Source organism: Synechocystis sp. IPPAS B-1465, from assembly GCF_003015225.1.
Lineage (GTDB): Bacteria > Cyanobacteriota > Cyanobacteriia > Cyanobacteriales > Microcystaceae > Synechocystis.
The window spans coordinates 2,766,118-2,791,744 of sequence record NZ_CP028094.1; the positions used below are offsets into that span (position 1 = coordinate 2,766,118).

At 44.3% G+C, this 25,627-nt stretch carries 17 protein-coding genes; all 17 read left to right on the forward strand.

What is annotated here, in order from left to right:
• Nucleotides 1–277 precede the first annotated feature (277 nt).
• Nucleotides 278–3,490, forward strand: coding sequence for a glycoside hydrolase family 9 protein (locus C7I86_RS13030; RefSeq protein WP_010873674.1), 3,213 nt, complete (start codon nt 278–280; stop codon nt 3,488–3,490).
• 358 nt (nt 3,491–3,848) lie between these two features.
• A complete protein-coding gene (locus C7I86_RS13035) occupies nt 3,849–5,357 on the forward strand; it encodes a ferredoxin--nitrite reductase (RefSeq protein WP_010873675.1) in 1,509 nt (502 codons plus the stop codon).
• 223 nt (nt 5,358–5,580) lie between these two features.
• Nucleotides 5,581–6,030, forward strand: coding sequence for a cyanase (gene cynS / locus C7I86_RS13040; RefSeq protein WP_010873676.1), 450 nt, complete (start codon nt 5,581–5,583; stop codon nt 6,028–6,030).
• A gap of 15 nt (nt 6,031–6,045) precedes the next feature.
• On the forward strand, nt 6,046–7,218 hold the full coding sequence (locus C7I86_RS13045; RefSeq protein WP_010873677.1) for a molybdopterin molybdotransferase MoeA: 1,173 nt from the start codon (nt 6,046–6,048) through the stop codon (nt 7,216–7,218).
• Nucleotides 7,194–8,177, forward strand: a complete 984-nt coding sequence (gene moaA, locus C7I86_RS13050; protein WP_010873678.1) for a GTP 3',8-cyclase MoaA — start codon at nt 7,194–7,196, stop codon at nt 8,175–8,177. The genes C7I86_RS13045 and moaA overlap by 25 nt, the downstream gene beginning before the upstream one ends.
• Nucleotides 8,178–9,221 carry a cyclic pyranopterin monophosphate synthase MoaC gene (moaC, locus tag C7I86_RS13055; RefSeq protein ID WP_010873679.1) on the forward strand — a complete coding sequence of 348 codons (1,044 nt, stop codon included), beginning with the start codon at nt 8,178–8,180 and terminating at the stop codon, nt 9,219–9,221.
• On the forward strand, nt 9,205–9,450 hold the full coding sequence (gene moaD, locus C7I86_RS13060; protein ID WP_010873680.1) for a molybdopterin converting factor subunit 1: 246 nt from the start codon (nt 9,205–9,207) through the stop codon (nt 9,448–9,450). The genes moaC and moaD overlap by 17 nt, the downstream gene beginning before the upstream one ends.
• 5 nt (nt 9,451–9,455) lie before the next feature.
• Nucleotides 9,456–9,893, forward strand: coding sequence for a molybdenum cofactor biosynthesis protein MoaE (locus C7I86_RS13065; protein ID WP_010873681.1), 438 nt, complete (start codon nt 9,456–9,458; stop codon nt 9,891–9,893).
• A 154-nt stretch (nt 9,894–10,047) separates the two neighbouring features.
• The gene (locus C7I86_RS13070; protein WP_010873682.1) at nt 10,048–10,332 is read left to right on the forward strand and encodes a DUF4090 family protein; all 285 of its coding nucleotides are present in this window, start codon (nt 10,048–10,050) and stop codon (nt 10,330–10,332) included.
• Nucleotides 10,333–10,490: 158 nt separating this feature from the next.
• Complete coding sequence (locus C7I86_RS13075) at nt 10,491–12,020, forward strand: YifB family Mg chelatase-like AAA ATPase (protein WP_010873683.1); 1,530 nt, start codon at nt 10,491–10,493, stop codon at nt 12,018–12,020.
• Nucleotides 12,021–12,170: 150 nt separating this feature from the next.
• Entirely contained in the window at nt 12,171–13,670 is a 1,500-nt protein-coding gene (gene bchE / locus C7I86_RS13080; RefSeq protein ID WP_010873684.1) for a magnesium-protoporphyrin IX monomethyl ester anaerobic oxidative cyclase, read from the forward strand.
• A 563-nt stretch (nt 13,671–14,233) separates the two neighbouring features.
• Nucleotides 14,234–15,757: a photosystem II chlorophyll-binding protein CP47 gene (gene psbB / locus C7I86_RS13085; RefSeq protein WP_010873685.1), complete on the forward strand. Its 1,524-nt coding sequence runs from the start codon at nt 14,234–14,236 to the stop codon at nt 15,755–15,757.
• Between the two features lie 369 nt (nt 15,758–16,126).
• A complete protein-coding gene (locus tag C7I86_RS13090; RefSeq protein ID WP_106907934.1) occupies nt 16,127–19,171 on the forward strand; it encodes an FkbM family methyltransferase in 3,045 nt (1,014 codons plus the stop codon).
• Nucleotides 19,172–19,226: 55 nt separating this feature from the next.
• Nucleotides 19,227–20,579 carry an FkbM family methyltransferase gene (locus C7I86_RS13095; protein ID WP_010873687.1) on the forward strand — a complete coding sequence of 451 codons (1,353 nt, stop codon included), beginning with the start codon at nt 19,227–19,229 and terminating at the stop codon, nt 20,577–20,579.
• 85 nt (nt 20,580–20,664) lie between these two features.
• A complete protein-coding gene (locus C7I86_RS13100) occupies nt 20,665–21,441 on the forward strand; it encodes a class I SAM-dependent methyltransferase (RefSeq protein WP_010873688.1) in 777 nt (258 codons plus the stop codon).
• 80 nt (nt 21,442–21,521) lie between these two features.
• A complete protein-coding gene (locus tag C7I86_RS13105) occupies nt 21,522–23,141 on the forward strand; it encodes a hypothetical protein (protein ID WP_010873689.1) in 1,620 nt (539 codons plus the stop codon).
• Nucleotides 23,142–23,173: 32 nt separating this feature from the next.
• Entirely contained in the window at nt 23,174–24,970 is a 1,797-nt protein-coding gene (locus tag C7I86_RS13110; protein WP_010873690.1) for a hypothetical protein, read from the forward strand.
• Nucleotides 24,971–25,627 lie beyond the last annotated feature (657 nt).

Below are 25,627 nucleotides of genomic sequence, written 5' to 3' on the forward strand. Positions count from 1 at the left end.
CATTAAGTTAAAGCTATTGAATGTCTTTTCAGCCAAATATTCAACTTGATCAAACTAATAATTGGGGAGACTAAATGCAACTAATTGTAAATTTTCTCTGGGGAAATATTCCCATTACTGTCTGCCAACAAGGAACAACTTAGGAGTATTTACCTATAGGCGATCGCCAACGAGGGGGGAGGATGGCAATGACCAGTAAAAAACCCTCCACTTGAAGGGTTTAGGTTTCCAGAAATTGTTGCTTAAGTTATAAAAGTTCCCTTTAACGCTCCTCCCTATGAATAGCATCCTTTCCCCCATTACCGTAGCGGTGGGCGGCTCCCTCTGGTGGAATGGCTTCACCGCTGATTTCACCATCACCAACACTTCTACCACTAGCCTCAGCAATTGGACTTACACCTTCGACACTGTCCACAAAATTTCCGGTAATCCCTGGGGCGCAACTTTTACCAGCGTGGATTTGGGCAATGGCATCACCCGCTACACATTAACTGGGGCTGGTTGGGCATCGAGTATTCCCCCCGGTGGTTCCGTCACCATTGGTTTTAATGGTACCCAGGGAACGGCGATCGGTAATAGCGGCTCTTTGACTTCTGCTTTATTATTCACCGACGTTAATGCCAATACTGGGGGGACTGGGGGAGAACATCAGCATCCAGATCCTATTCCTCCCACGGATCCAGTCGTAGATCCCACTCCTAACCCCGGCACTGGTAGAGTATTTGCTGCCAATCCTGCGGCCGCCGATATTGTCGGTTTCAATCCCGCTGTGGATAGGTTGGATTTTGGCGATGTGTCGGTGCATAACCTCATCCTTGGTAAAACCAGCACCGGGAAAGTGGCCATCATTAATCCCTGGGCTTGGACTCCTGAGTTTCAGATTATCCGGGGAGTTAGCTTTGATGATTTGACAGCGGCCAATTTTGGCATTGTGCAGAACGAGCATCTGCGGCAGGACATTGGCGGAGTCCTCAGTTGGGAATTAGGTTTAGGGGCAAGAAATAGTAATACGGTTTATGTCCGTTCCCATGAGTATGGGGTGCAGGAACGGATCGAGAATTTTAACCCCGCCACCATGAAGTTGAGCTTTCTCTACTACGGCACTAGGGAAAGATTAACCGTTAGCGATACGCCGGAGGGTTTATTAATTGCCACCCAACCCACGGGACAAACTTTGTTGCTGGTGGGGGTAACCCGCAGTCAACTCATTCCGGCTAATTTGGAATTTCACCATGACCAGGTGGTGGAAGACCGCTTAGAAGATGCCTTTGGGGTCACTGTCGAGCAAGTTACCGTTGTTAGTCGCACTGGTTTAGCCACTCCCCAGGGGCCAGCGGGACAAATTACCGATGGTCATCAGAGCAGGCCCGGTAATGGTTTAACTCCCATTGGTGGTGGGGAATTTAGCGGCGGTGCTGGGGGTCATGGTAGTGGCCATGATCACGGTGACCATGACCATGGCGGCGGTATGGACCACGGTTCTGATCCCGGTGATGGCATGGGGGGAGGCACTACCAATCCTCCGGTCACCGATCCAGTCACGCCCCCACCCACCGATCCTGTTTCTCCCACTAGTCCTTTCACTGTCACGGTGGGAGGTAATCGTTGGTGGAATGGCTTTACGGCGGAGTTGACTGTAACTAACGTTTCGGGAACTAAGCTTAATAGCTGGAGCTTTACCTTTGATACGGTGCATAAAATTTCCGGTAGCCCCTGGGGAGCCACTGTCCAAAGTACAGATTTAGGAGGAGGCATTACCCGTTATGTGGTCACCGGCAGTGAATGGGCCGCTTCCATTGCCCCTGGCAGTTCGGTCAAAGTTGGCTTTAACGGTACCCAAGGAACGGCGATCGCCAACGACGGGGCCTTAACCGCAGATTTACTCTTTCTCGGTGGCGGTATAGTTGGTCAACCCAGCACTGGCTCTGGTGGTAATACTGGAGGAACTCCCACTAATCCCAATCCCCCCACTGACCCCATTAATCCTAACCCCAATCCTGTTGATCCCGTCGATCCCCCGGCGATCGCCAATGGGGACCATAATTACGGCGAAGCGTTGCAAAAATCTTTCCTGTTTTACGAAGCCAACCGTTCTGGAGACTTAGACGAATCCACTAAACGCATTGACTGGCGGGGAGATTCCGGGTTAAGGGATGGCCGGGATGGCATTTATTTTGGTGGACAAAGTAGCGGTAATTTACAAGCAGGTTTAAGCCTGGATTTAACCGGTGGTTATCATGATGCGGGGGACCACGGCAAATTTGGCTTACCCCTTGCTTCCACATTAACCACCCTGGCCTGGGGCGGCGTGGAATTTACGGACGGTTACCAAACCAGTGGCCAAATGGATGATCTCCTTGCAACCATACGGTGGGGGACGGACTATCTACTCAAAGCTCACGTTACCAACGCCAATGGAGAGACAGTATTTTTTGTCGCCCAGGTGGGTAACGCTTCAGCAGATCATTCCCTCTGGAGTGCCCCGGAAAGCCAAACCATTGCCCGGCCAGCCATGGCGGTTACTGCTAATAAACCTGGTTCCGATGTGGCGGCGGGTTCAGCGGCGGCCCTGGCGGCGGCTTCTATTCTGTTCCGAGAAGCGGGGGATTTTGCCTATGCGGATGAATTGTTAGTCAATGCCCAATCTTTATATCGATTTGCGGACACCTACCGGGGTAAATATTCCGACTCTATTCCCGAAGTGCGGAACTATTACAACTCCTGGAGTGGCTATGAAGATGAGTTGGCCTATGGGGCAGCGTGGTTGTCCCGGGCGGTTAATAGTGCAGGGGGGGATGGTTCTGCCTATCTGCAAAAGGCATTGAACATTTACAACAGTGACATTGGGGGATTGAGTCGGGGTTGGACCCACAATTGGGACGATGCCTCCTATGGTGTGGCGGTAATATTAGCCCAAGACACCGGTAATCAAGCGATTAAACAAGATGTGACCCGCTGGCTAGATGCTTGGGTCAATGGCACCGATGGGGTGCAAATCACTGACGGCGGTTTGCGGTTTATTAGCCAATGGGGTTCCCTACGCTACGCGGCCAATACGGCAATGCTGGCAGCGGTCTATTCCGACGGCTTAACCGATCCCACTGGTAAGTATGCCCAGTTAGCCCAGGACACAGTGGACTATATTTTAGGCAGTAATCCCCGCAATGCTAGCTATATGGTGGGTTACGGCAATGATTTTCCCCAACAGCCCCACCATCGGGCAGCTTCGGGAGTGGGCTGGGACGGTTTCCGCAACGGCTTGCCCAATGAGCATATTTTGTTCGGTGCTTTGGTGGGCGGTCCCACTGCGGCCAATGACTTTAGTTATAACGACTCCCGGGATGACTACATCAGCAACGAAGTGGCCATTGATTACAATGCAGGCTTAACGGGAGCATTGGCTTGGTCGGTGGAACAGTTTGGGGGTAATCCCCTCACGGCGGCCCAGTTGAATGCTTTACCTGGTATTTCAGCGCCCCAAGGGATGTAGGAAAACAAGCTCAGAATGCTGCGGGGAGAAGGGCAACTCCCCACCAGCCCCAAATTTTTGCTGGCGATAAATATTTTTCGGTTTAATTGTTCACAAAGCTTTTTGAATTTGAGTTTATAGAAATTTATTGGCTGGTAATGCTTTTTTGCCCCCCTGCAGGACTTCATTGATCCTTGCCTATACCATCAATATCATTGGTCAATAATGATGATGATTGACTAAAACATGTTTAACAAAATTTAACGCATATGCTAAATGCGTAAACTGCATATGCCTTGGCTGAGTGTAATTTACGTTACAAATTTTAACGAAACGGGAACCCTATATTGATCTCTACTGTTATCTGGCTTGAAGCGTTGTGGCTAATAAATTTGAGACCGTTAAGGCAACCAAAGATGGTTTGGCTGTCCGGGCTGAGTTGGAACATTTTGCCCAGATTGGTTGGGAAAATATCCCCGAAGAGGACCGGGATCTGCGCTTGAAGTGGTTAGGCATTTTTTTCCGCCCTGTCACCCCCGGCGAGTTTATGCTCCGTTTTCGTATTCCCCACGGCTTGCTCACCAGTCAGCAATTACAGGTCATTGGCGACATTATTAACCGCTACGGCGATCGGGGCAATGGGGACATCACCACCAGGCAAAATTTGCAGGTCCGGGGCATCAAAATTGAAGATATTCCCGATATTTTTAGCAAGCTGGAAAGCTGTGGTCTAACCTCGGTCCAGTCCGGCATGGATAATGTCCGTAACATCACAGGCTCTCCGGTGGCAGGGTTGGAAAAAGATGAATTGATTGATACCAGAGACCTGGTGCAAGGGGTACAGGACATGATCACCAATGGTGGTCGGGGCAATCCGGAATTCACCAACTTGCCCAGGAAGTTTAACATTGCCATCGAAGGAAGCCGGGATAATTCTGTCCACGCAGAAATTAACGACGTGGCTTTTGTCCCAGCCTATCGGGAGGGAATTCTCGGTTTTAACGTAGTGGTGGGGGGCTTTTTCTCTTCCCGTCGTTGTGAAGCCGCTATTCCCCTCGATGCTTGGGTGCAACCGGATCAGCAGGTGGTGGATTTATGCCGTTCTATCTTGGAAATTTACCGTGACCATGGTCTGCGGGCTAACCGTCAAAAGTCCCGCCTAATGTGGCTAATTGATGAATGGGGGGTGGCTAAATTCCGGGAAGAAGTGGCCGCTAAGTTGCCTTTCCCTCTGTTAACAGCGGCTCCTAAGGACGAATTAGATTGGGATAAGCGAGATCATTTAGGGGTTCATCCCCAGAAACAAGCCGGGTTAAATTACGTGGGTCTCCATGTGCCGGTGGGCCGTCTCTATGCCAATGACTTTTTTGAACTCTCCCGTTTAGCAGATACCTATGGAAGTGGGGAAGTGCGGCTGACGGTGGAACAGAATTTAATTTTGGTCAATGTCCCTGACGAAAAACTGGAGGCTTTGTTGGCGGAACCGTTATTAACTAAGTTTCGAGTTGACCCCCACAATCTGCAACGGTCAGTGGTGTCCTGTACGGGGGCGCAGTTTTGCAAGTTTGCCTTGATTGAAACAAAAAATCGAGCTTTGGCCATGGTGGCGGCTTTGGAAAAAGAGTTGACGGTGCCTAAGCCCGTGCGGATCCACTGGACTGGATGTCCCAATTCCTGTGGCCAACCCCAGGTGGCGGACATTGGCCTGATGGGAACCAAAGTGCGGAAAGATGGCAAAACAGTGGATGGTGCCGATGTTTATCTGGGGGGAAAAGTGGGTAAGGATGCCCATTTGGGTACCTGTGTCCATAAGAGTATTCCCTGTGATGAACTGCAGCCTTTGTTAGCTCAGATTTTGATTGAACAATTTGGCGCTGTGCGGCGTTGATTTTAGGGTTCTAGTCCTAGTCCGCTTCCCCATCGTTAATGTCCCCAGATTTATCAGCTGTAATACCCTGTGGGAGTTTTCCCGTGGGAATCCCATGGCTTTGAACTCTGCTGGGCGGCAATGGTTCGTGGATAGGTAGGTAACTTACTCACCGAAAAAATAATTCCATTGAACTGAAATTATTGGATCACATTTAATTACAACTAATCACAAGGAGAAACCCATGGCTGGCACTGAAATTTCCGCTATCACGACAAAACTGCTGGAAGCAAAAAAAGCAAAGGGAATCACGTTTGCTGATTTAGAACAATTGCTCGGACGGGATGAAGTCTGGATTGCTGCTGTGATTTATCGACAGGCCAGCGCCTCCGTTGATGAGGCGGAGAAACTTCTTCACTGCCTTGGCTTGAGCGATGATCTTGTGCCCGAACTGACTGCTCCTTCGGTTAAGGGTTTGGGGCCGGTTGTGCCCACAGATCCCCTCATTTATCGCTTTTATGAGATCATGCAGGTCTACGGTATGCCCATGAAGGAAGTAATCCATGAGAAATTTGGGGACGGTATCATGAGTGCCATCGACTTCACCTTAGACATTGAGAAGGAAGCAGACCCTAAAGGCGATCGGGTTAAAGTAACGATGAATGGTAAGTTTTTACCCTACAAGAAATGGTAATGGGGGACCACCGAAATGATTTCCGTTGCCGCCGCCGTTGAAATTATCCAAGCCCATTGGCCCAATTTTGGTGATACTACCATGGATGTTGATGGTAGCTATGGGAGAGTTTTGGCAGAATCCATTGAAGCTGACCGGGATTATCCCCCCGGCGATCGGGTGATGATGGACGGAGTTGCCTTGGCTTGGTCGGAATACCACCAGGGCCGTCGTCATTTCAAGCTTTTAGGGACGGTGGCCGCTGGGACTCCGCAATCTAGTTTGCCAGACCAGACCGGTTGCTTAGAGGTGATGACGGGAGCCCTACTACCCCAGAATTGTGATTTGGTTATTCCTTACGAAGAAGTGGCGATCGCCGATAATCAGGTAAAAATTATTAATCCTCGGCAGAGAGAACCGGGGGAATTTGTTCACCCCAAGGCTAGTGACTGTCGAGCAGGCAAAGTCATTTTAGAATCTTCCTCAAAGTTAAATGGTCCTGCCTGGAATATTATTACTTCCTTTGGAAAAACTAAAGTTAGAGTTAAACAAAAGCCCCGCATCCAAATTATTTCTACTGGGGATGAATTGGTAGAAATTACTCAAAAGCCAAAAATTCATCAATTACGTCGCTCTAACATTTATGGGCTCCAAGTATCTTTGCAAAGCCGAGGGTTTCAAAACGTAAATTTGACCCACTTAGCTGATGATAAAGAAGTAATTATTCGCCATTATCAAAAGGCTAAACTGGAATATAGAGTTTTGATTTATTCCGGTGGTATTTCTAAAGGAAAATTTGATTATTTACCAGAAGTCTGGTCCCAATTGGGGGTAACTAAATATATCCATGGTGTGGCTCAAAAGCCTGGTAAACCAATGTATTTTGGTATTGATCATCGGAGTAAAACTGTTATTATTGGTCTGCCAGGGAATCCAATTTCTAGCCTTGTTTGTCTACATCGCTATTTTTTGGATAGTGCTCCAATCTACGCTCAGTTAACTACGGATTTTACTTTTAAAAAAGATTTAACCTATTTCTTGCCTGTTAAACTAAGTCACACACCCCAAGCGGTGATTAAAGCTGAGCCACTGCCAGTCAAAAACTCCGGGGAATTTATTGCCCTAGCTGGCAGTGATGGCTTTTTGGAATTACCCCAACACCAAGCATCTTTTCAGGCTGGAGAATGTTTTCCTTTCTATGCCTGGTAGAATTAGCATTGCCCATGTCTAAGACCTTAGTTGATAGTTATGGCCGTCGCATTCGTAAATTGAGGGTTTCCCTCACGGATCAGTGTAATTTGCGTTGCCATTATTGTATGCCAGTAGATGCAATATTTCTTGAGCAATCAAGCTATTTATCTTGTCAGGAATATGGGGAAATTATTGGAGAGTTAATTGCGTTGGGCTTGGAAGAAGTCCGTTTAACGGGGGGAGAACCTTTATTAAGAAGGAATTTTACTGAAATTGTCCGAGCCATCGGTCAATTAAAACTTAAAAAGATTGGTTTAACCACTAATGGTATTGTTCTAGATCGACATTTAGATACCCTGGGGGAGAATAATGTTCTGGATTTAAACGTTAGTCTCGATAGTTTAAACGCCAAAACTTTTTCAGAAATCACCCATCGCAATTGCCTTAATACAATTCTTCGTAATCTTGAATTAGCTTCTCGTCAGGGATTTAAAATCAAACTTAACACTGTAGTAATGAGGGAAATTAATGACCGTGAAATTTTTGATCTTATTGAATATGCTAAGCGATGGGAAATGGAAATTAGATTTTTGGAAATTATGCGTATTGGATATGCCTGTCGACACCAAGAAAAAACGTTTATTTCTGCCCAAGAGTTACTGGCAAAAATCCAGCAAAAATATAGCCTAAAACCGATCCAATCTGCCTTAGATGCTACGGCATTTCGTTACAGCACTAGTTGTGGAGGCATAATCGGTTTTATTGCCTCCGAATCCCAGCCATTTTGCGGTCATTGTTCCCGTTGGCGGTTATCGGTAGATGGCACTCTAAGGGCTTGTTTACTTAAAAATGAAGGGATCAATATTCGTAACTTTTCATCCTTGGAACGCCAACATGTTTATCAGCAATTATTGGGGATGAAGCCCTATTTGCGTCCCCCTGAAGTTAGCCACGCTATGCATCAAATTGGAGGATAAATGTTTACCCATCTTGACGAAAATCAACAGCCCCGTATGGTGGACATTAGTCAAAAAGTAGCTGGCGATCGCCGGGCGGTGGCCCAGTGCATAGTGCAGTTACCCAAAGCTATCAAAGATTACTTAACAGGACAGGAAATTTTTCTCAAGAAAGGGCCGGTTATTCAAACAGCGATTATCGCCGGTACTATGGCGGTGAAAAAAACAGCGGATCTGATTCCCTTTTGCCACACTTTGCCAATCCATGGGTGTAAATTTGATATTAATATTGTTTATCAAAAGCGAGATTATTTAGAAATATTTTTACAATGTGCTGTTAACACTAATTACAAAACTGGCGTGGAAATGGAAGCCCTTTGCGGGGTTTCAGTGGCAGCATTGACTATTTACGATATGTGTAAATCTATCAGCTCAGAAATTATCATCAAAAATACTAAATTAATCGAAAAAACTGGTGGTAAAGCTGATGTTAGCCAAACGCCCCTTTACGGTTTAGTGTTGACCGGGGGAAAAAGTAGACGCATGGGGAAAGATAAAGCTTTAATTAATTATCAAGGGCAACCCCATGGGCAATATATTTATGATTTGTTGGCAAAATATTGCGAGCAAGTTTTCTTGTCTGCCCGTCCTAGTCAGTGGCAAGGAACACCGTTGGAAAATTTACCTACCCTAGTAGATAGGGGAGAAAGTGTGGGGCCGATGTCGGGAATTTTAACGGCTTTGCAGAGCTATCCTGGGGTTAATTGGCTCATTATTGCCTGTGATTTAGCCTATATCAATAGTACAATGGTGGAAAAATTAATTGCCCAGGCTCGCCAAGATTTGGTGGCAACTTGCTACGAAAATGCGGATCAAGGTTTTCCCGAAGCTCTCTGTGGTTTTTATACTCCCCTTGCTCTACAGTTATTTACTAAAGCCCAAAATATTGGTTTACATTGTCCAGTTAAAATTTTACAAATGGCAGATTGTCAGCTGATTAAACCGGATAATTTATTTGATATCGCTAATATTAATAGTCCTGAAGATTATGGCCAAATCAATTAAACTCAGATATTTTGCTTCTCTCCAAGAACAGGCTAAGGTTGCAGAAGAAAGTTTAGTAACAAAGCTAAATACCTACCAAGAACTTTATGATTCCTTGGCTAAACGTCATGGTTTTAATTTATCCTCCTCCCAAGTCAAAGTGGCAGTTAATGATGAATTTACCACCATGGAAAATATAATTTTAGACCAGTCCACAATTGTTTTTATCCCCCCCGTTGCTGGGGGTTAATTTCCATGGCTTTAGCTTTATTTGACATTAGTGATCAACCAATCAATACCCAACCTTTAATTTCAGCTTTACAGTGTGACCAAGCTGGAGCCCTAGTAACTTTTGCTGGTTGGGTGAGAAACCACAATGACGGTAAACAAGTCGACTCTTTGGAATACCAAGTCTATCGGGAGTTAGCCATCAACGAGGGTTTTAAAATTATTGCTGAAGCTAAAGAAAAATATGATCTCCACCAGGCGATCGCCGTCCATCGTAGTGGCCATTTAAAAATTGGTGAAACTGCAGTATGGGTGGGGACTGTGGCTAGCCATCGCCAAGCTGCTTTTCAAGGTACTCAGTATGTTATTGACCAAATTAAACTGAGATTACCCATTTGGAAAAAGGAACATTACTTCGATTATCCGGCCACATGGGTTTATTGTTGCCATCATCATGGTAGTTAGATTACTAACCATCTGGCTAAATGGAGATTAATAACACTAATTAATGGCACTAATTTGATTTAATAACGATAATTATCCGGTGGGAATTGGTAATTTTAGTGACCCTTTTTCGCTAGGATAATTAAAGTAAAATAACTCGAGGGTAATATTGATCATGGCTAATACAACTAAAGGAGCCGATGCCATTGACCAGGCGATCGCCGCTGGCATTGATTTTGATGGCAGTGCCATTCCCGAAGCCAAGCTGGAACTCTATCATCAGGTGATGGGCTTGGAAGCAGGTCGGCAACGCAGTGGGGTCAGTAATACCATGCGCTCCCGCATTGTCCGCATTGGAGCCAAACATATTGTCCAGGCAGAACTAGACCAAAAATTAATTGACGCTGGCTTTGCACCCCTCAAGGATAAAGAAATTGCTTTTTTCTATGGCGCTAAGTAGGCTACTTTGCGTCTGAGCAGAGTAGCTATCTTGCCTCTTGGCTAACTAAGCCCACAGTCCATTGTCACCCTGCAGAGTTTGGGACCTTTAGTGAAAATTTTCCCATGTTATCTTGATAGGTAAAATCAGGCTAGGTGAACTGAGTTTGTGGGTCGACTATGTTAGCAAGGGTTTGGAGTGCTTCCCTGTTGGGCATTGATGCCATTAAGGTCGGGGTAGAAGTAGACGTTTCCGCTGGGCTTCCGGCGATCGCCGTGGTGGGGCTACCAGATACGGCAGTGCAGGAATCCAGGGAACGGGTCAAGGCGGCGTTAAAGAATGCGGGCTTTGCTTTCCCCGTGCGGCGCATTGTCATTAATCTCACCCCGGCCGATTTACGTAAAGAAGGCCCCAGCTTTGACTTACCCATTGGCATTGGCATCCTGGCCGCATCGGAGCAGGTGGATGCCCAACTATTGGGAGATTATTTGTTTTTAGGGGAAATGTCCCTGGATGGCAGTTTACGGGCGATCGCCGGTGTTCTTCCCATTGCGGCCACAGCGCAAAAAATGGGCTTAGCAGGCATAGTGGTACCGTCGGGCAACGCCTTGGAAGCCTCCGTGGTGCAGGGCTTAAAAGTCTATGGCTTCGACCACATTAAAGAAGTGGTGGACTTTCTCGGAGCACCGGAAAAATTTACCCCAGTTAATGCCCAGGATGCCAAGCAACAGTGGAACACCTCCCTGCCTTGTTTGGATTTGAAAGATGTGAAAGGGCAATCCCATGGCCGGAGAGCCTTAGAAATTGCCGCCGCCGGAGGCCATAACTTGATTTTTGTCGGCCCACCAGGCAGTGGGAAAACCATGTTGGCTCGCCGTTTGCCTGGTATCTTGCCGCCGCTCCAATTTGAAGAAGCGTTGGAAGTGTCCCAAGTCCATTCTGTGGCAGGGTTACTGAAAGAACGGGGACAATTAATCCGTCAGCGTCCTTTTCGCAGTCCCCACCATTCCGCCTCTGGTCCTTCCCTAGTGGGAGGGGGGAGTTTTCCTCGGCCGGGGGAAATTTCCTTGGCCCATCGGGGGGTTTTGTTTTTAGATGAACTGACAGAATTTAAACGCAATGTGTTGGAATTTTTGCGTCAACCCTTGGAGGACGGGCACGTTACCATTTCCCGCACCAAGCAAACCATCATGTTCCCAGCCCAATTTACCCTGATTGCCAGCACCAATCCCTGTCCCTGTGGTTATTTTGGCGATCCCATTCAAGCCTGTTCCTGTTCTCCTCGCCAGAGGGAAATGTATTGGTCTAAGCTTTCTGGCCCTTTGATGGACCGCATTGATCTACAGGTGGCAGTTAACCGTCTTAAGCCAGAGGAAATGACTAGCCAAGGCCAGGGAGAAAGTTCAGAACCAGTGCGGCAAAGAGTAGCCAAGGCCAGGGCCATGGCGATCGCCAGATTTAGTAAAGATGCAAAAATTAGTTGTAATGCCGAAATGCAGGCAGGGCAATTGCGTCAATTTTGTCACTTGGATGAAAACTGCCGTCAACTGCTGGAAGGAGCGATCAAAAAACTGGGGCTCTCCGCCCGGGCCATGGACCGCATTTTGAAAGTATCCCGCACCATCGCTGACCTAGGGCGATCGGAGCATATCCAAGCATCTCATCTGGCGGAAGCTATTCAATACCGCACCCTAGATAGGTTCACTTAAACAATAAAGCTAGCTTTTTTTGCGTATATCCAAATAATTTACCAATATCTACTTAGTCATCATCAGACTAGCGAGCGCTTTTGAACAATCTTAGGAGATCGAGACATGGATGGCCTGACCCTGACTAAAAAAAGTGGATAAAGCACAATAATGCGGATTCTCATTTTAAACCCACCCCACCCGGCCATTGGTAGCCGAATTCCAAAGGAACAACTGCCACCTCTGGGGCTTTTAAGTATTGGTGGCCCATTGTTGGATGCTGGCCATGATGTTACTCTGCTCGATGCTGAATTTGGTCCACTTACAGACAGTGAAATCGTAGAACGAGTTTGCGCTCATTGCCCACAATTACTTTTGATTGGGCATTCTGGATCAACTTCTGCCCATCCCATCGTTTGCCGCCTAACGTTGTTTTTACGTGAACGATTGCCAAACTTGATAATTGTTTATGGTGGTGTTTTTCCGACTTATCATTTTCATGACATCCTAACAAAGGAACCCCAAATTGATTTTATTGTTCGAGGTGAAGGTGAAGCTACTGTTGCCAAATTGATAGCCGCCCTTGAAAATCATAATGATTTAAATAAAGTAGATGGTATTGCCTTCCGTCGCGACGAACAAATTATTGAAACGCTTCCTGCTCCGATGATTCAAGACCTTGATGTCTATCGTGTGGGCTGGGAACTCGTAGACTTGAAAAAATATAGTTATTATGGCGGTAAACAGGCCGTGGTTATCCAGTTTTCCCGGGGTTGTCCCCATTTGTGTAACTATTGCGGACAAAGGGGATTTTGGGCCCGTTGGCGACATCGTGATCCTAAAAAATTTGCCCAGGAAATTGTCTGGCTCCATCGAACTCACGGCGTACAATTATTTAATTTAGCGGATGAAAATCCAACGGTAAATAAAGCCATTTGGCAAGAGTTTTGCGAAGCTATCATCGCCGAAAATATATCCATAACTATTATCGGTTCAACTCGAGCAGATGATATTGTACGGGATGCCGATATTCTACATCTTTACCGCAGGGCAGGAGTCGAGCGATTTTTGTTAGGTATGGAAAATACAAATGAAGCTACGCTCAAGCACATACGAAAAGGAAGTAAGACAAGCACTGATCGTGAAGCAATTCGATTATTAAGACAGCATAATATTCTCTCCCTTGCCACTTGGGTAACGGATTTTGAAGAGGTTAGAGATCGTGATTTTATTCAGGCTTTAAAGCAGTTACTGTATTACGATCCCGATCAAATTATGTCGTTGTACGTTACGCCCCATCGTTGGACTAGTTTCTATGGCATTGCATCGGAAAGGCGTGTCATCCAACTTGATCAAACCAAATGGGACTATAAGCACCAAGTTTTAGCAGCTACCCATATGCCTCCCTGGCGAATTTTTCTGTGGGTAAAGTTGATTGAAATTTTGCTACAAACTCGACCGAAAGCACTATGGCGTTTATTGTTTCAACCGAATAAAGCTTCGCGACGGGGAATGTATTGGTTTACCCTGATGGGTCGTCGCGTTTTAGTACATGAGCTGATTAATTTTTTCTTTGGCGATCGCCGAGTGAAAAATGGGCCCACACTACAGGAATTTTGGGGAATGCCACAAGAACATCAAGAAATTCCCTTGAGTATCACTCGTAAATAGCTAAAAACGGTCAGAATATTTTTTGCTCAACCCCATCACCTCTGCCATAGGTAAAATCGAAACCCCCAAGGCGATCGGCATTTTACTTTTTCCTTGTCACTAGCTTTTTGTAGTCATTTTTTCATTTGTTGTCCCTGGACCGGTAGACAGTAATCAAACCGACGGTGGAATCCGCACTTTGGAGTATTCCCCAAACTGATGAATTCAGCTTCGCTCACCCCCATCATCAGGTCAGCAACAAAAGTGTAGTCCCTGGCCATTCCATCGTGGCCGCGCCATGGGCGATCGCCAGTTTCTTATGGGAGCAAGGTGGGGCTAACCGCACCGTCCCTAGGTCATTCAAGCCCTTTGCCTATCCCCTGGACAGCTTGCAGAAATCCTGGCCGCTCGTTACAATCCTTCAAAATATTCTCACTTTGTAAGGGATAATGGATAAAACTTGACTCTGTCTGTCTTGTTCGGTTAACACAACCTATAGACAAGGGTTTTATTTACCCAACGCAGAATAAAAATTAAAACGTCTTTAAGACACAAAACACTATTCGTTACTAGAAGGAGCGTCAATGGGACTACCTTGGTATCGCGTTCATACAGTTGTCCTGAATGATCCAGGGCGACTCATCTCTGTCCATTTAATGCACACTGCCCTAGTGGCTGGCTGGGCTGGATCTATGGCTCTCTATGAGTTGGCCATTTTTGACTCCAGCGATGCTGTGCTTAACCCCATGTGGCGGCAAGGCATGTTTGTTTTGCCCTTCATGGCCCGCCTCGGTGTCACCAGTTCCTGGAATGGCTGGAGCGTCACCGGAGAAACTGGTTTGGATCCCGGTTTCTGGTCCTTTGAAGGGGTAGCTGCTGCCCACATCGTTCTATCTGGTCTGTTGTTCCTAGCCGCCGTATGGCACTGGGTATTTTGGGACCTGGAATTATTTGTTGACCCCCGTACCGGTGAATCCGCATTGGATTTGCCCAAAATGTTTGGTATTCACCTCTTCTTGTCTGGTTTGCTCTGCTTCGGTTTTGGTGCTTTCCACCTCACCGGCGTTTGGGGCCCTGGCATGTGGGTATCCGACCCCTATGGTCTGACGGGCCACGTACAGCCAGTGGCACCGGAATGGGGACCAGCTGGCTTTAACCCGTTTAACCCCGGTGGGGTAGTGGCTCACCACATTGCTGCTGGTATTGTCGGTATCATTGCCGGTCTTTTCCACCTTACGGTACGGCCCCCTGAGCGCTTGTATAAAGCCCTCCGCATGGGGAATATTGAGACCGTATTGTCCAGTAGTATTGCCGCTGTATTTTTTGCCGCTTTCGTCGTGGCCGGTACCATGTGGTACGGTAATGCCACCACCCCCATCGAACTCTTTGGCCCCACCCGTTATCAGTGGGATAAGGGTTATTTTCAAGAAGAAATCCAACGCCGGGTTGATAGCCAGTTAGCAGAAGGAGCTTCCCTATCTGAAGCCTGGTCCACCATCCCTGAAAAGTTGGCTTTCTACGATTACGTCGGTAACAGCCCCGCTAAAGGTGGTTTGTTTCGTACCGGTGCTATGAACAGTGGTGATGGCATTGCCCAGGAATGGATTGGTCACCCCATATTCAAAGACAAAGAAGGTCGGGAACTGGAGGTACGGCGTATGCCTAACTTCTTTGAAACTTTCCCCGTCATCATGACCGATGCGGATGGTGTAGTCCGGGCGGATATTCCCTTCCGTCGTTCCGAGTCTAAATTCAGTGTGGAACAAACCGGTGTTACCGTCAGCTTCTACGGTGGTGCTTTAGACGGCCAGACCTTCAGCAATCCCAGTGATGTGAAGAAGTTTGCCCGGAAAGCTCAGTTGGGTGAAGGCTTCGACTTCGATACGGAAACCTTCAACTCTGATGGTGTATTCCGCACCAGTCCCCGGGGTTGGTTTACCTTTGGCCACGCTGTCTTTGCCTTGCTCTTCTTCTTTGGTCACATCTGGCATGGTTCCCGGACTCTGTTCCGTGACGTATTTGCTGGGGTTGATCCTGGTTTGGAAGAACAAGTGGAATTTGGTGTGTTTGCTAAGGTTGGTGACCTTTCCACCCGGAAAGAAGCCTAGGTGCTTCTTGCACAGCTTTTAACCACAGCTTAAGAGCGTGTTTGAAAAGCCTCCCTGGTCACCCAAGTTTGGGGGGAAACTAAGTCAAAGTCCCCCAGCATCGGGAGATTTAGGGAGCAGAGTCAGACTTTACAAACAGGTTCTAAGTCTTGGGAGTTATCCCTCATAATTCGAGCTAACTCAATCAAAACTTAAAGTTTACAGAAACTATTTTTAAAGCGATTTCTTCTACAGGGGAAGTCGCTTTTTGTTGCTTTTTTGGAGTTATTAATAACCTTACCAGTGTGCTATGATGCCAGGGTCAAAGCCCCTGGTAAGCAATTGAAATTAGTTGCTTTTACTAATTTTTAACATCCCTTGATTATCACCATGGTCGAATTAACTGAAAATCACTACAACCTACAACAGGAACTGGCCGATGCCCTCCAATCCCTGGGCCGTAGTATTCATTCTTTGGAAAGGGACATAGTTATTAGCCATTGTGAAATTAATGCCGACCATGGGGTGGGGGTTTTACTGCAAAGGCTTTTTCCCAACTCAGATGAGCTATTGACAATTCGCTCCCATGATCTTTACGGCGGGCAACAGGAGTTTGGCGATCGCCATTTTTTAGTGCAGGGAGGAAGTTTTGTCACCATTGCCCAACAGGTGCAGTGGCTGTTGCACTATTATGCTCCCCGAAGATTTTTATCGGTACCTTATTTCCCAGAGGATTACCAAATTTCCATTGCCCTAAAGCGACTGTATAACTGTCCATTGTGTGTTTTCATTATGGACGATCAAAATATCTACTCTCCCCAGGTACCCGATAGTTTGGTAGATGAATTATTGTACCGGGCTGATATTTGCTTGGGCATTTCCCGTCCCCTCTGTGATGCCTATGAAGCTAAATTCAAGCGTAAGTTTTGGTTTGTGCCTCCGGTGGTGCAGGGACATTTAATTAAAACTGAACCGCCCCAGAGCTGGGACCGATCGCCGAGTAAGCGGCAGGGCGTGATGATTGGCAATGTCTGGAGTCAACAATGGTTAGATCAACTGCGTTCTTTGTGTCGAGCCACGGGGGTAAAAATTGATTGGTATGGTAACCCCAACCGGGATTGGCTGAATTTTAACGAAGCGGAGTTGGGAGAAGACGGCATTAACTTTAAGGGCTTTGTGCCAGAAGATGAGTTAATTGATATTCTTCGAACCGCTGATTTTGCCGTTATTCCCACAGGCATTTCTGACCAGAGCGGCGATCGCCCAGAATTAACAAAATTAAGCCTACCTTCCCGTAGTTGCTTTATCACTGCCACTGCCAATCTGCCAATTCTCGTTGTGGGCTCCCCCGAAAGTGCGGTGGCCCAATTTGTCCAGAGCCAGGGCATCGGTACTGTCTGTGCTTACCAACCAGAGGACTTTTCCGCCAAAATTGATTACTTATTAGAAAACCAAGGGCCCATGCGTAAACAAGCTTTTAAGCTGGGGCAAAACCTCAGTGCAGACGGCATTGCCCAATGGATTTGGGATCCCCTCGCCCAAGGTCAAGCTATGGATGCCCGTTTTGAAGCTCAGTCGGCCAAGATCATTGATGCCAGTGTGGTTGTCACCGCCAATGAAGTCACCCATCGCCACGGTACAGGGGCTTTGGTGCGGCGGGTGTTCCCCAACGATGGGCAAATTATTTCTGTGCGCTCCGACAATCATTACGGCGGTGAACATAACTTTGGTCTCGAGTCTTACTATCTTCCCCAGCGGGGCTGGAGCCGCAAGCAGGTTTTCACCAATATCACCCAGATTTTCGCTGACCATGAAGTTAGTCGGATCTTTTGTGTGCCCTATTACACCGAAGATGTGCTGACGGCGATCGCCATTAAGGAATTATTTGGGGTCCCCCTGGGAATTTGGATTATGGACGACCAAAATATTCGAGTCAACAATATTCCCGATGCTCTGATGGAGGAATTTTTGCAAAAGGCAGATGTGCGCTTTGCCACTCACCCAGAACTGCGGGATGCCTACGAAAATAAATTTGGTTTGAAGTTTTGGATTTTGCCAGCAGTGGTTCCCCACAATTTAATTAAAACGACAGTGTTTGAGCCCCGACAGGAAAACTGTCAACAAAAGCGGGGCGCCCTCCTGGGCAGTATCTGGAGTCAACGGTGGTTTGCCGACCTCTGTCACAGTGTGAAGGAAGCTGGTATGCAATTAGATTGGTACGGCAACTCCAAATATTATTGGCTAACGGAATCCGAACAGGACTTACAAGCCAAAGGTATTTATCCTCAAGGACTTTTTCCCGAAGATAAGTTGGTGGAAAAACTGAAGGAATATCCTTTTGTGGTGGTTCCCACCGGCACCATGGATGAGCGGGATGACCAGCCCCAGCTTTCTCAACTGAGTTTACCTGGACGGATCTTGTTTGCCCTGGCCACATCTAACACGCCAGTAATTTTGATGGGGAGCAAAAAAACCTCCGCCGCTAGTTTTATTAATCGTTTTCAGATTGGCGTGGTTTGTGACTATACCCCAGAAAGTTTTGGGGCTGCGGTGGCCGAAGTTTTAGACCCCCAACGTCAAAGGGTTCTTAGGGAAAATGCCGTGGCAGCAGCGGAAAAATTTAGTGATCACAATATTGACAGTTGGATTTGGAGTTCCCTTGCCGAAGGACAAGCCGCCGATGACCGCTTTGAATCCCTCTTCCGGCGATCGCCCATTGACTTAGTACATTTTATCGAGCCTCCAGTGCCCAGCCTGATCTACAAGGATTACACCCAAGTGTACCAAGTGATGCGGCGATTGAGAGTTAACCATTACCGCCCTGATTTTGTCATGGACGTGGGGGCTTCCCACGGTATTTGGTCCCACACCGCTAGTCAACTGTTTCCCGAAGCCCGCTTCATTTTAATTGATCCTCTGATTAATCGTTATGAACAGGCTGCCCGTAATTACTATCTTAAAAATATCCCCAAAGCTAAGTTTTTAGAAATTGCCGTTTCAAACGAATCGGGGCAGCTCAGTTTTCAGGTTTCCCCTGATCTTTACGGTAGTTCCCTGCTCACCCCAGCGGACTTTCGGGATTATGAAACAGTGACAGTGGCGGTTAAAACCCTTGACCAAGTGGCTGAGGAAGAAAATCTCCAAGGGCGGGGTATTCTTAAACTGGATGTGCAGTGCGCCGAACATCTTGTCTTGGCGGGGGCAAATACTTTCCTCGAGCAGGTGGATCTAGTGATGGCAGAACTTTCCTATGTCCGCTATGACGAAAATGCCCTGGTCTTTTTAGAGATGCTTAATCTCTTGGATCAATTGGGTTTCCGTTATTACGACGAAACCGGCGAATGGCGATCGCCCATTGATGGTACCCTATTGCAAAAAGAAGTCGTATTCATCCGTCAGGATTTGTTAATACCTGAAACCAGTCGTAAAATTTAGCTTTATTTTTTCTAGCTCTTCAATCTAATTCCTTTCTATTCCAAGCCTAATCATAATGATTAAACAATTATTAAAAAATAATCGTATCGTTCAGAGAATCAAGGTATTGAAAGATCTTTTTCTACAGAAATTAGATGACCTCCAGGCAAGTGTTGACCAAATTAAAATAACCACCGATCAAAACCTGGAAGAAATTAGATTAGAATTAGAGCAAAAAAATAGAAATATTAATCAGATTTTGGAAAATCAAATATTTCTAATTAAGTCTGCCCTCGATACAGCTAGAACCATTAAATATTTAGTTGAAAGTGGACAGCAAAGACAAATTATTGTCGAACAGATGATTAATGCTATCCATCAAGAATTTCAAAGAATTAGGGAAGAATCAGAGAGGAGTAACGGTTATATTCATCAAGAGTTTCAAAATATCAGGAGCGAATCCCAGCAAAGGTATCAACTGCTCCACCAAGAGTTCCAGGCTGTTTTGGGTAATCTGCAGCACTACCAAGAAATTTTAATTGATAAGTTCTTGGATTTACAGGAAAACAGCCAACAGCAAGACGTTTTCTTACGAGAAACCCTAGCTCAGATTGCCGCTGATGTCCATGATCAAAAATTCAAAGTAGTCACCGATCCCAGCTATTTCCAGGCGATCGACATTGAGTTGATGGTTTATCTCTACTCTTATCTTCCCCACCGACGGACGATCGATGTGGGCGCCAACCGGGGCGATGTCTCCGCCAGATTGTTACAGACTGGCTACGAAGTTTATGCCTTTGAACCTTTCCCGCCAGTATTAGCCAAATTGCAGGAAAGATTGGGACAAAATAGCAATTTCCATGCTCTTGGCTACGCCCTAGGATCCGCCAATGAGACTAGGAATTTACACCTAGTGGTGGATCAAACGGAAGACAAAATCTTTGATGATGCCACTTTTTATAGCAGTTTGACTCGCCATTCCCTCACTGAAGGCTTAGTCTTCCATGACAGTATTACAGTGGAAGTCAAAACCATCGCTAGTTTGCATGAAGCGGGAACTCTGCCTGATGATATTGGCTTAGTCAAAATTGATACAGAAGGATTTGACCTAGAAGTTATTAAGGGCATGGGAAATTTTCGTTACCCAGTGGTATTGGCCGAATTTTGGGATCCCACTTTCCCCTTTGGGCAAACCGGGGCCATGAACCATCTAGTGGATATGGTGCCAGCTATGCGACAAAGGGATTACCGCTGGCATATAATCATCTATCGCATCTGGGGGCAGCACGAGGTCAGTTATTACTGCAACTCGGACTATTCCTTAGAAAATTCTTGGGGCAATGTTTTCTTCTTTCAGGATTACGAAATCTTTAGCCAGGCTTTAAAATGGTGCAATTCAGTTATGCCCGCCACCTATTTTGCGGCGTAGCTTGTCCCTAAATACTAAATGGAGCAAAAAAATTCGTCAGTAGTCATAATCAACAAAGTTCACCTGGAGTTCCACATCATCCCCCATGCTATCACTTCAAGACAACTACTTGTATCTCTCTAAGCTAGGTGAATTTAAGCAATTGCAGGGGGGAATTGCCGGTTTTTTCTTGGAACAAAGTGCGGCTCTCTGGGATGCTTTGCTAAGTTTTCAAAATACCCATGGTATCCATGGCAATATGCTGGAAATTGGAGTTTACAAAGGTCTGTCAGCTTTGATGTCCTCCCTTCACCTTAAAGAAACAGAAAAATTTGTTCTAATCGATTGCACGCGCTATATTGAGGACGCAGAAGCCAACCTTGCTCCCATTTTGGGCACCAGAGGGAATTATATTCAGCAACCGTCTTATCAAGTAACACTCCACTCCCTTGGTGATTTGCGTTCTAGTTGCCGTTGGCTTCATATTGATGGTGAACATACGGGCAGGGCTGTGATTAATGATCTTGAATTGTGCGAACAACTATTGTCAGATGACGGCATCATAGTTTTAGATGATTTTTTTAATCCTATGTATCCTCAATTAACGGAGGCGGCCTTTTCTTTTTTGTCGGCTAATAAACATAAGTTATCCATGTTTTTATGTGGTTGGAACAAAGCTTATTTAGCCCGACCACTATTTGCCTTTAACTACAGAAATTTTATTCGACAGGCTTTAGCCGCGGAGCTTCATCAAAGGGAAATTGACGATTTTATACTGACCAAAACCACCACACTGGATGAATCGACTTCCTTTGGCATAGTTCATCGTTTTACAGATAGAGACTACTATGGTTTAGATTCCGATCCTGATTTTTTACCTTAAAGTCAAGCTAGCGTAATTAGTTGGGTTTTTATTTTTCGAAAAAATTGCTATCGAATCAAGAGTTTAATATATTTTAACTCATGAATAAGTTGCCAAAAATCACCAATACAAACAATGAGTTTTTTGTCAGTATCTTAGCCCTATTATTATTTATTGGCATATTTTTTATAACTGCATCCTATAGTGATTTATTGAACTCTGGCTTTCGTTATTTCATTGACGATCATCAGATTCCTGTGATGAAACAAGATCTCGATAATCACGGCTTTTGGGAAACAGCAAAAATATGGATTAATCATGACAGAAGTATCCAGCGATTTCGTCCTTATTTTCAGCTGCAAGTGGTGACCATCACCCAACTCCTGGGAGTTAACTCATTTTTGTGGTTTTCATATATTACTTTGCTGGGAGCTTTTACATCTTTTTTTCTGTTTGCTTTTGGACGAATCTTATTTTTTTCAATCCCGGTTTCTTTATTTTTTCCGATATCTACCTTGCTAGGAAAGCAATCAGAAATTTGGGTTAGGCCAATGATACCCGATGCTCAAGGTATGTTTTTTTTGTCGGCCGCCTTATTATTTATTGGTTTAAGCTGTAATCATAGTAAATATTCAAAAATCAACTCCGTAATTGCTATTATTTTAATTATAATAATGTCCTTGTGTAAAGAGTCTTACATTATCTTTATACCGACTTTAATTTCTCTTAAGGTTTGGCTTTATAGCGATTTTCAAAAAACTTCCCTGTGGAAATCAATTGATACCAATAGGATTTTTGTAGGAGTGTTATTAGCAGTAATGTTTTTAGAGCTTACCTATATAGTTTTTTTCTTGGGAACTAGCGGTATGGGGTACGCTGGCGTTGATAATGAAACATTAGATTTATTTGCTATTCTTAGAACATCAAAAGATCTATTACTACAAAGCTATTTTCTGCCTATCATAATAAGCATTGTAATTCTTTTTGTTACAACTCGCCTAACTCATCATTCATTATTAGTTACATTAAAAAAAATAATTCCTTTTATTATTCTGCTCTTCATTTCTCTAATTCCCCAAACTTTAATTTATACAAAATCAGGGATCATAGCTGCTTTTTATCTATTTCCTTTTATTCTTGTTTCCACCCTTTTATTGTCTAAGATTTTGTCGCTCATTGGTGATAGTTGTAGGTGGCTTGGTGTTTTGCTAGTCTCTTGTTTATTATTTACACTTGTCTTTAATCAATCACCATTAGCTTGGGATATTTATTCCCAACAATCTCAAGAAAAACAATATATGAATGAGCTGATAGACCAAATTGAAATATGCTCAGAGAAACCAGATCCAATTTTAGTGGTTCTTAATCCTAAAGTTCGTTATGAAGTATCAGACGCTCTACAAAAAGTTCTACGAAGTGTAAAGCATCGAGAACAATTGTTTATTGTTACTTATGGATTAGAAGGAAGTTTATTTTACTCTGATAAATTGGCTGATACTGAAGCTGTGTGGAACTTTTTAGACCCCAAGGCAATCTTGCCTAGCTATAACGGAACATTATTGGATATTCATGATAAAGGTGATATTAAGACAATAGTGATATTTGATGGCTTAGATGATGATTTTGCCAAAAGTAATATAGATTGGTTTTCTCCAAAAGAATATCAAATGAAACGGTTTGATATTAGTCTTGCCCCCAGTACTCTTTACTGCAAAAAATAAATTAACAATTATATATATTACGATCAATTTGTATGATTAACTTTTCCGAAAACAGGACTACCAATTATTTCAAGCACTTCAATATTCAGTTTATTTTTCCTTATCTTTTTATTATTTCCCTTGTATTTTTTTCTCGTTTTCTTTTCATTAATGATTTTGGACTTTACGAAGATGATTGGGCATTTAGTGGTACAGCTATCTCAAATAATTTAGCTCAAAACTGGATTAGGCTTAGGGCTTCCTTTGGTAGTTTTTGGCAGGGTCGTCCACTCCATATGACTTTTCTTACCTTTATCCCCTTTATCGGGGCAAAACTCGGAGGAATTAGGGCCCTATATTTAATTGGATTTACGATTTTAAGTTTAAATGCTTGTCTTTGGTATTCTTTATTAAAAAAAATTACAAAAAATAAAAATGTGGCAATCATTGCTAGTTTACTTTTTGTCCTATATCCTGCCGATACAACATTTGGTCTTTTACAACATTTAATCGGTATCCAAACCGCTCTGTTGTTTCTTCTCATTGCCTTTCACGTTTACGTTTCTTCTTCTGAAAAACATAAATTAAACTATTTTAGGAAGCCAATCAGCTATGTTTTTGCAACTCTATCTCTGCTAGATTACGAAAGCTTATTCTTGATTTTTTTGACTGCCCCCCTGCTTAATCACCCCAAAAGTACAAAAAAGGAAAAACTCTATCATTTTCTAACCTTAACAATAATTCTTGCCATCTATTTATTTCTCAGAAAATTAGCTGGGGAATCTAGGATAAGTGGGATAACGGGACTTCAGCTTATCCAAAAAGTTGTATATCAAGTTTTCTGGGGTCCCTTAATAGCTTTTTATTCGTTTTTCAAACGTCCCATCGAAGTAATTTCATCCCCAAGGGTAGAGAATATTATTATTTTTTGTATTGGATTAATATTATTTTTTATCGTTCTAAGGTATTTATTCAATAAACAGTTTTTACAAAATGATATCCCAGCAGATTTAAATACATTTCAAGAATTTTGGAAGTTGTCAGGGACAGGATTACTGATGACTATTCTAGGTTATTCATCTGCATTACTTTTATCTGTTCACGATATCAATGGTCGGGCTTCCCGAGTTCATTTTTCTGCAGCTTTGGGCATTACTTTGATTCTTGCTTGTATTTGGGGTATTGCTTTTTATATTACCCGCGTGCATAAATTTTGGCATACATTATTAATTTTATTATTGTCTGTCTACCTCAGTTTTTTGTTAACCTTCTCGATCAGCGTTCAGCAATATTATAAAATGAGTTGGCAATATCAACAGGCTTTTTGGCATGATGTTTTTACCTTAGTTCCTGACATCAAGGAGGGAACAATAATCCTTGTGCAAGCACCCAGTCTGGTCTGGGGTAAGCAAATTAATCCCTTTGACTGGAGCTTACCAGTTGTGTTGGAATCAATATATGACTTTCCCGATGATTGGCAATTTTCTCCAAGGACTTACCGTCTTAATTCAGATGTAGTTGAGCCTGAACAGTGGAAGGATAAAGTAATTAGCAATCGGAAGTTTGTTTTATCCGGTAAAAATGACGGCTTATTTTTTTACTTCCCCTGGGAACCAGAAAGAATAGTTGAACCCCAAGATGTTGTTTTACTAGTGGAAGAGCAAGGGCAATTAGTCAGGAAAGAGAAGTTCCAGACCACGGCTGGAGAAATAATTTATCTAAAGCCTAAGACAAACGATCAACCAACTCTAGATTTACCCACCACTGTTATTTTTGAACATTTGATGCCACCACCAGATTGTGATTATTGCGGTTCTGTTCCACGTATTTATTTTCAGCCTCAAGAGTAATTGACATTAGCTTGTTAGCAGGTTTGCTGGAGGCGGTTAAAGTAACAAAAAAATAGAATAAAGAGGATTAAGCGAATAAAGAAACATCTTTCTACGTTTGTAGCGTTTTTCAATCTAGCAATGCATAAAAAGTTTCTTATTTTTTTTACTTCTCTTTTGTCAGACTGGGCAAGTTGATTTTTTGCAAACCCTCAAAGCCCATTAACAACAATGTATTTAGATTGTGTACTTCATAAAATACTAGCGCCCATGGTTATCGAGTCTTGAAAATCTTGAAATGCCTCCACAGTAAGACTTTTTGTGTAGTACTGAAAAATATTCTTTCCGAGATTCAGGAAAGAGGGGTAGTTGAGTGACAGCTTGTTTGAAAATTAGGCTCTAAGCCCTACTAAATAGGGTTTTCAGCGTTTATTATCAAAACATACTCAAATGTTTGCTCAGCAAGGGATTGAGCAAAACTTTTCAAACACATTCTAATTTTGCTAGTGCAGGAAAACAGAAAATTAGTCCGTAAAGACTATATCAAGACCAGCTCGGGACAAAAAATTGCTCTTAAGCCAAAACCACAATCCACTTTGCCGCCGAATTTTGCGACTCTCCCCGTATTTGATCGCGTCATGTCATCTAGTTGTGACCATTGCAGTAAAGTACCGCCCG

Coding starts and splice junctions, on each gene's coding strand:
- bchE (WP_010873684.1), top strand. CDS start 12,171: ATGCGGATTCTCATTTTAAACCCACCCCACCCGGCCATTGGTAGCCGA.
- C7I86_RS13065 (WP_010873681.1), top strand. CDS start 9,456: ATGGCTTTAGCTTTATTTGACATTAGTGATCAACCAATCAATACCCAA.
- C7I86_RS13095 (WP_010873687.1), top strand. CDS start 19,227: ATGATTAAACAATTATTAAAAAATAATCGTATCGTTCAGAGAATCAAG.
- C7I86_RS13090 (WP_106907934.1), top strand. CDS start 16,127: ATGGTCGAATTAACTGAAAATCACTACAACCTACAACAGGAACTGGCC.
- C7I86_RS13110 (WP_010873690.1), top strand. CDS start 23,174: ATGATTAACTTTTCCGAAAACAGGACTACCAATTATTTCAAGCACTTC.
- psbB (WP_010873685.1), top strand. CDS start 14,234: ATGGGACTACCTTGGTATCGCGTTCATACAGTTGTCCTGAATGATCCA.
- moaC (WP_010873679.1), top strand. CDS start 8,178: ATGTTTACCCATCTTGACGAAAATCAACAGCCCCGTATGGTGGACATT.
- C7I86_RS13045 (WP_010873677.1), top strand. CDS start 6,046: ATGATTTCCGTTGCCGCCGCCGTTGAAATTATCCAAGCCCATTGGCCC.
- cynS (WP_010873676.1), top strand. CDS start 5,581: ATGGCTGGCACTGAAATTTCCGCTATCACGACAAAACTGCTGGAAGCA.
- C7I86_RS13075 (WP_010873683.1), top strand. CDS start 10,491: ATGTTAGCAAGGGTTTGGAGTGCTTCCCTGTTGGGCATTGATGCCATT.
- moaD (WP_010873680.1), top strand. CDS start 9,205: ATGGCCAAATCAATTAAACTCAGATATTTTGCTTCTCTCCAAGAACAG.
- C7I86_RS13030 (WP_010873674.1), top strand. CDS start 278: ATGAATAGCATCCTTTCCCCCATTACCGTAGCGGTGGGCGGCTCCCTC.
- moaA (WP_010873678.1), top strand. CDS start 7,194: ATGTTTTCCTTTCTATGCCTGGTAGAATTAGCATTGCCCATGTCTAAG.
- C7I86_RS13070 (WP_010873682.1), top strand. CDS start 10,048: ATGGCTAATACAACTAAAGGAGCCGATGCCATTGACCAGGCGATCGCC.
- C7I86_RS13100 (WP_010873688.1), top strand. CDS start 20,665: ATGCTATCACTTCAAGACAACTACTTGTATCTCTCTAAGCTAGGTGAA.
- C7I86_RS13105 (WP_010873689.1), top strand. CDS start 21,522: ATGAATAAGTTGCCAAAAATCACCAATACAAACAATGAGTTTTTTGTC.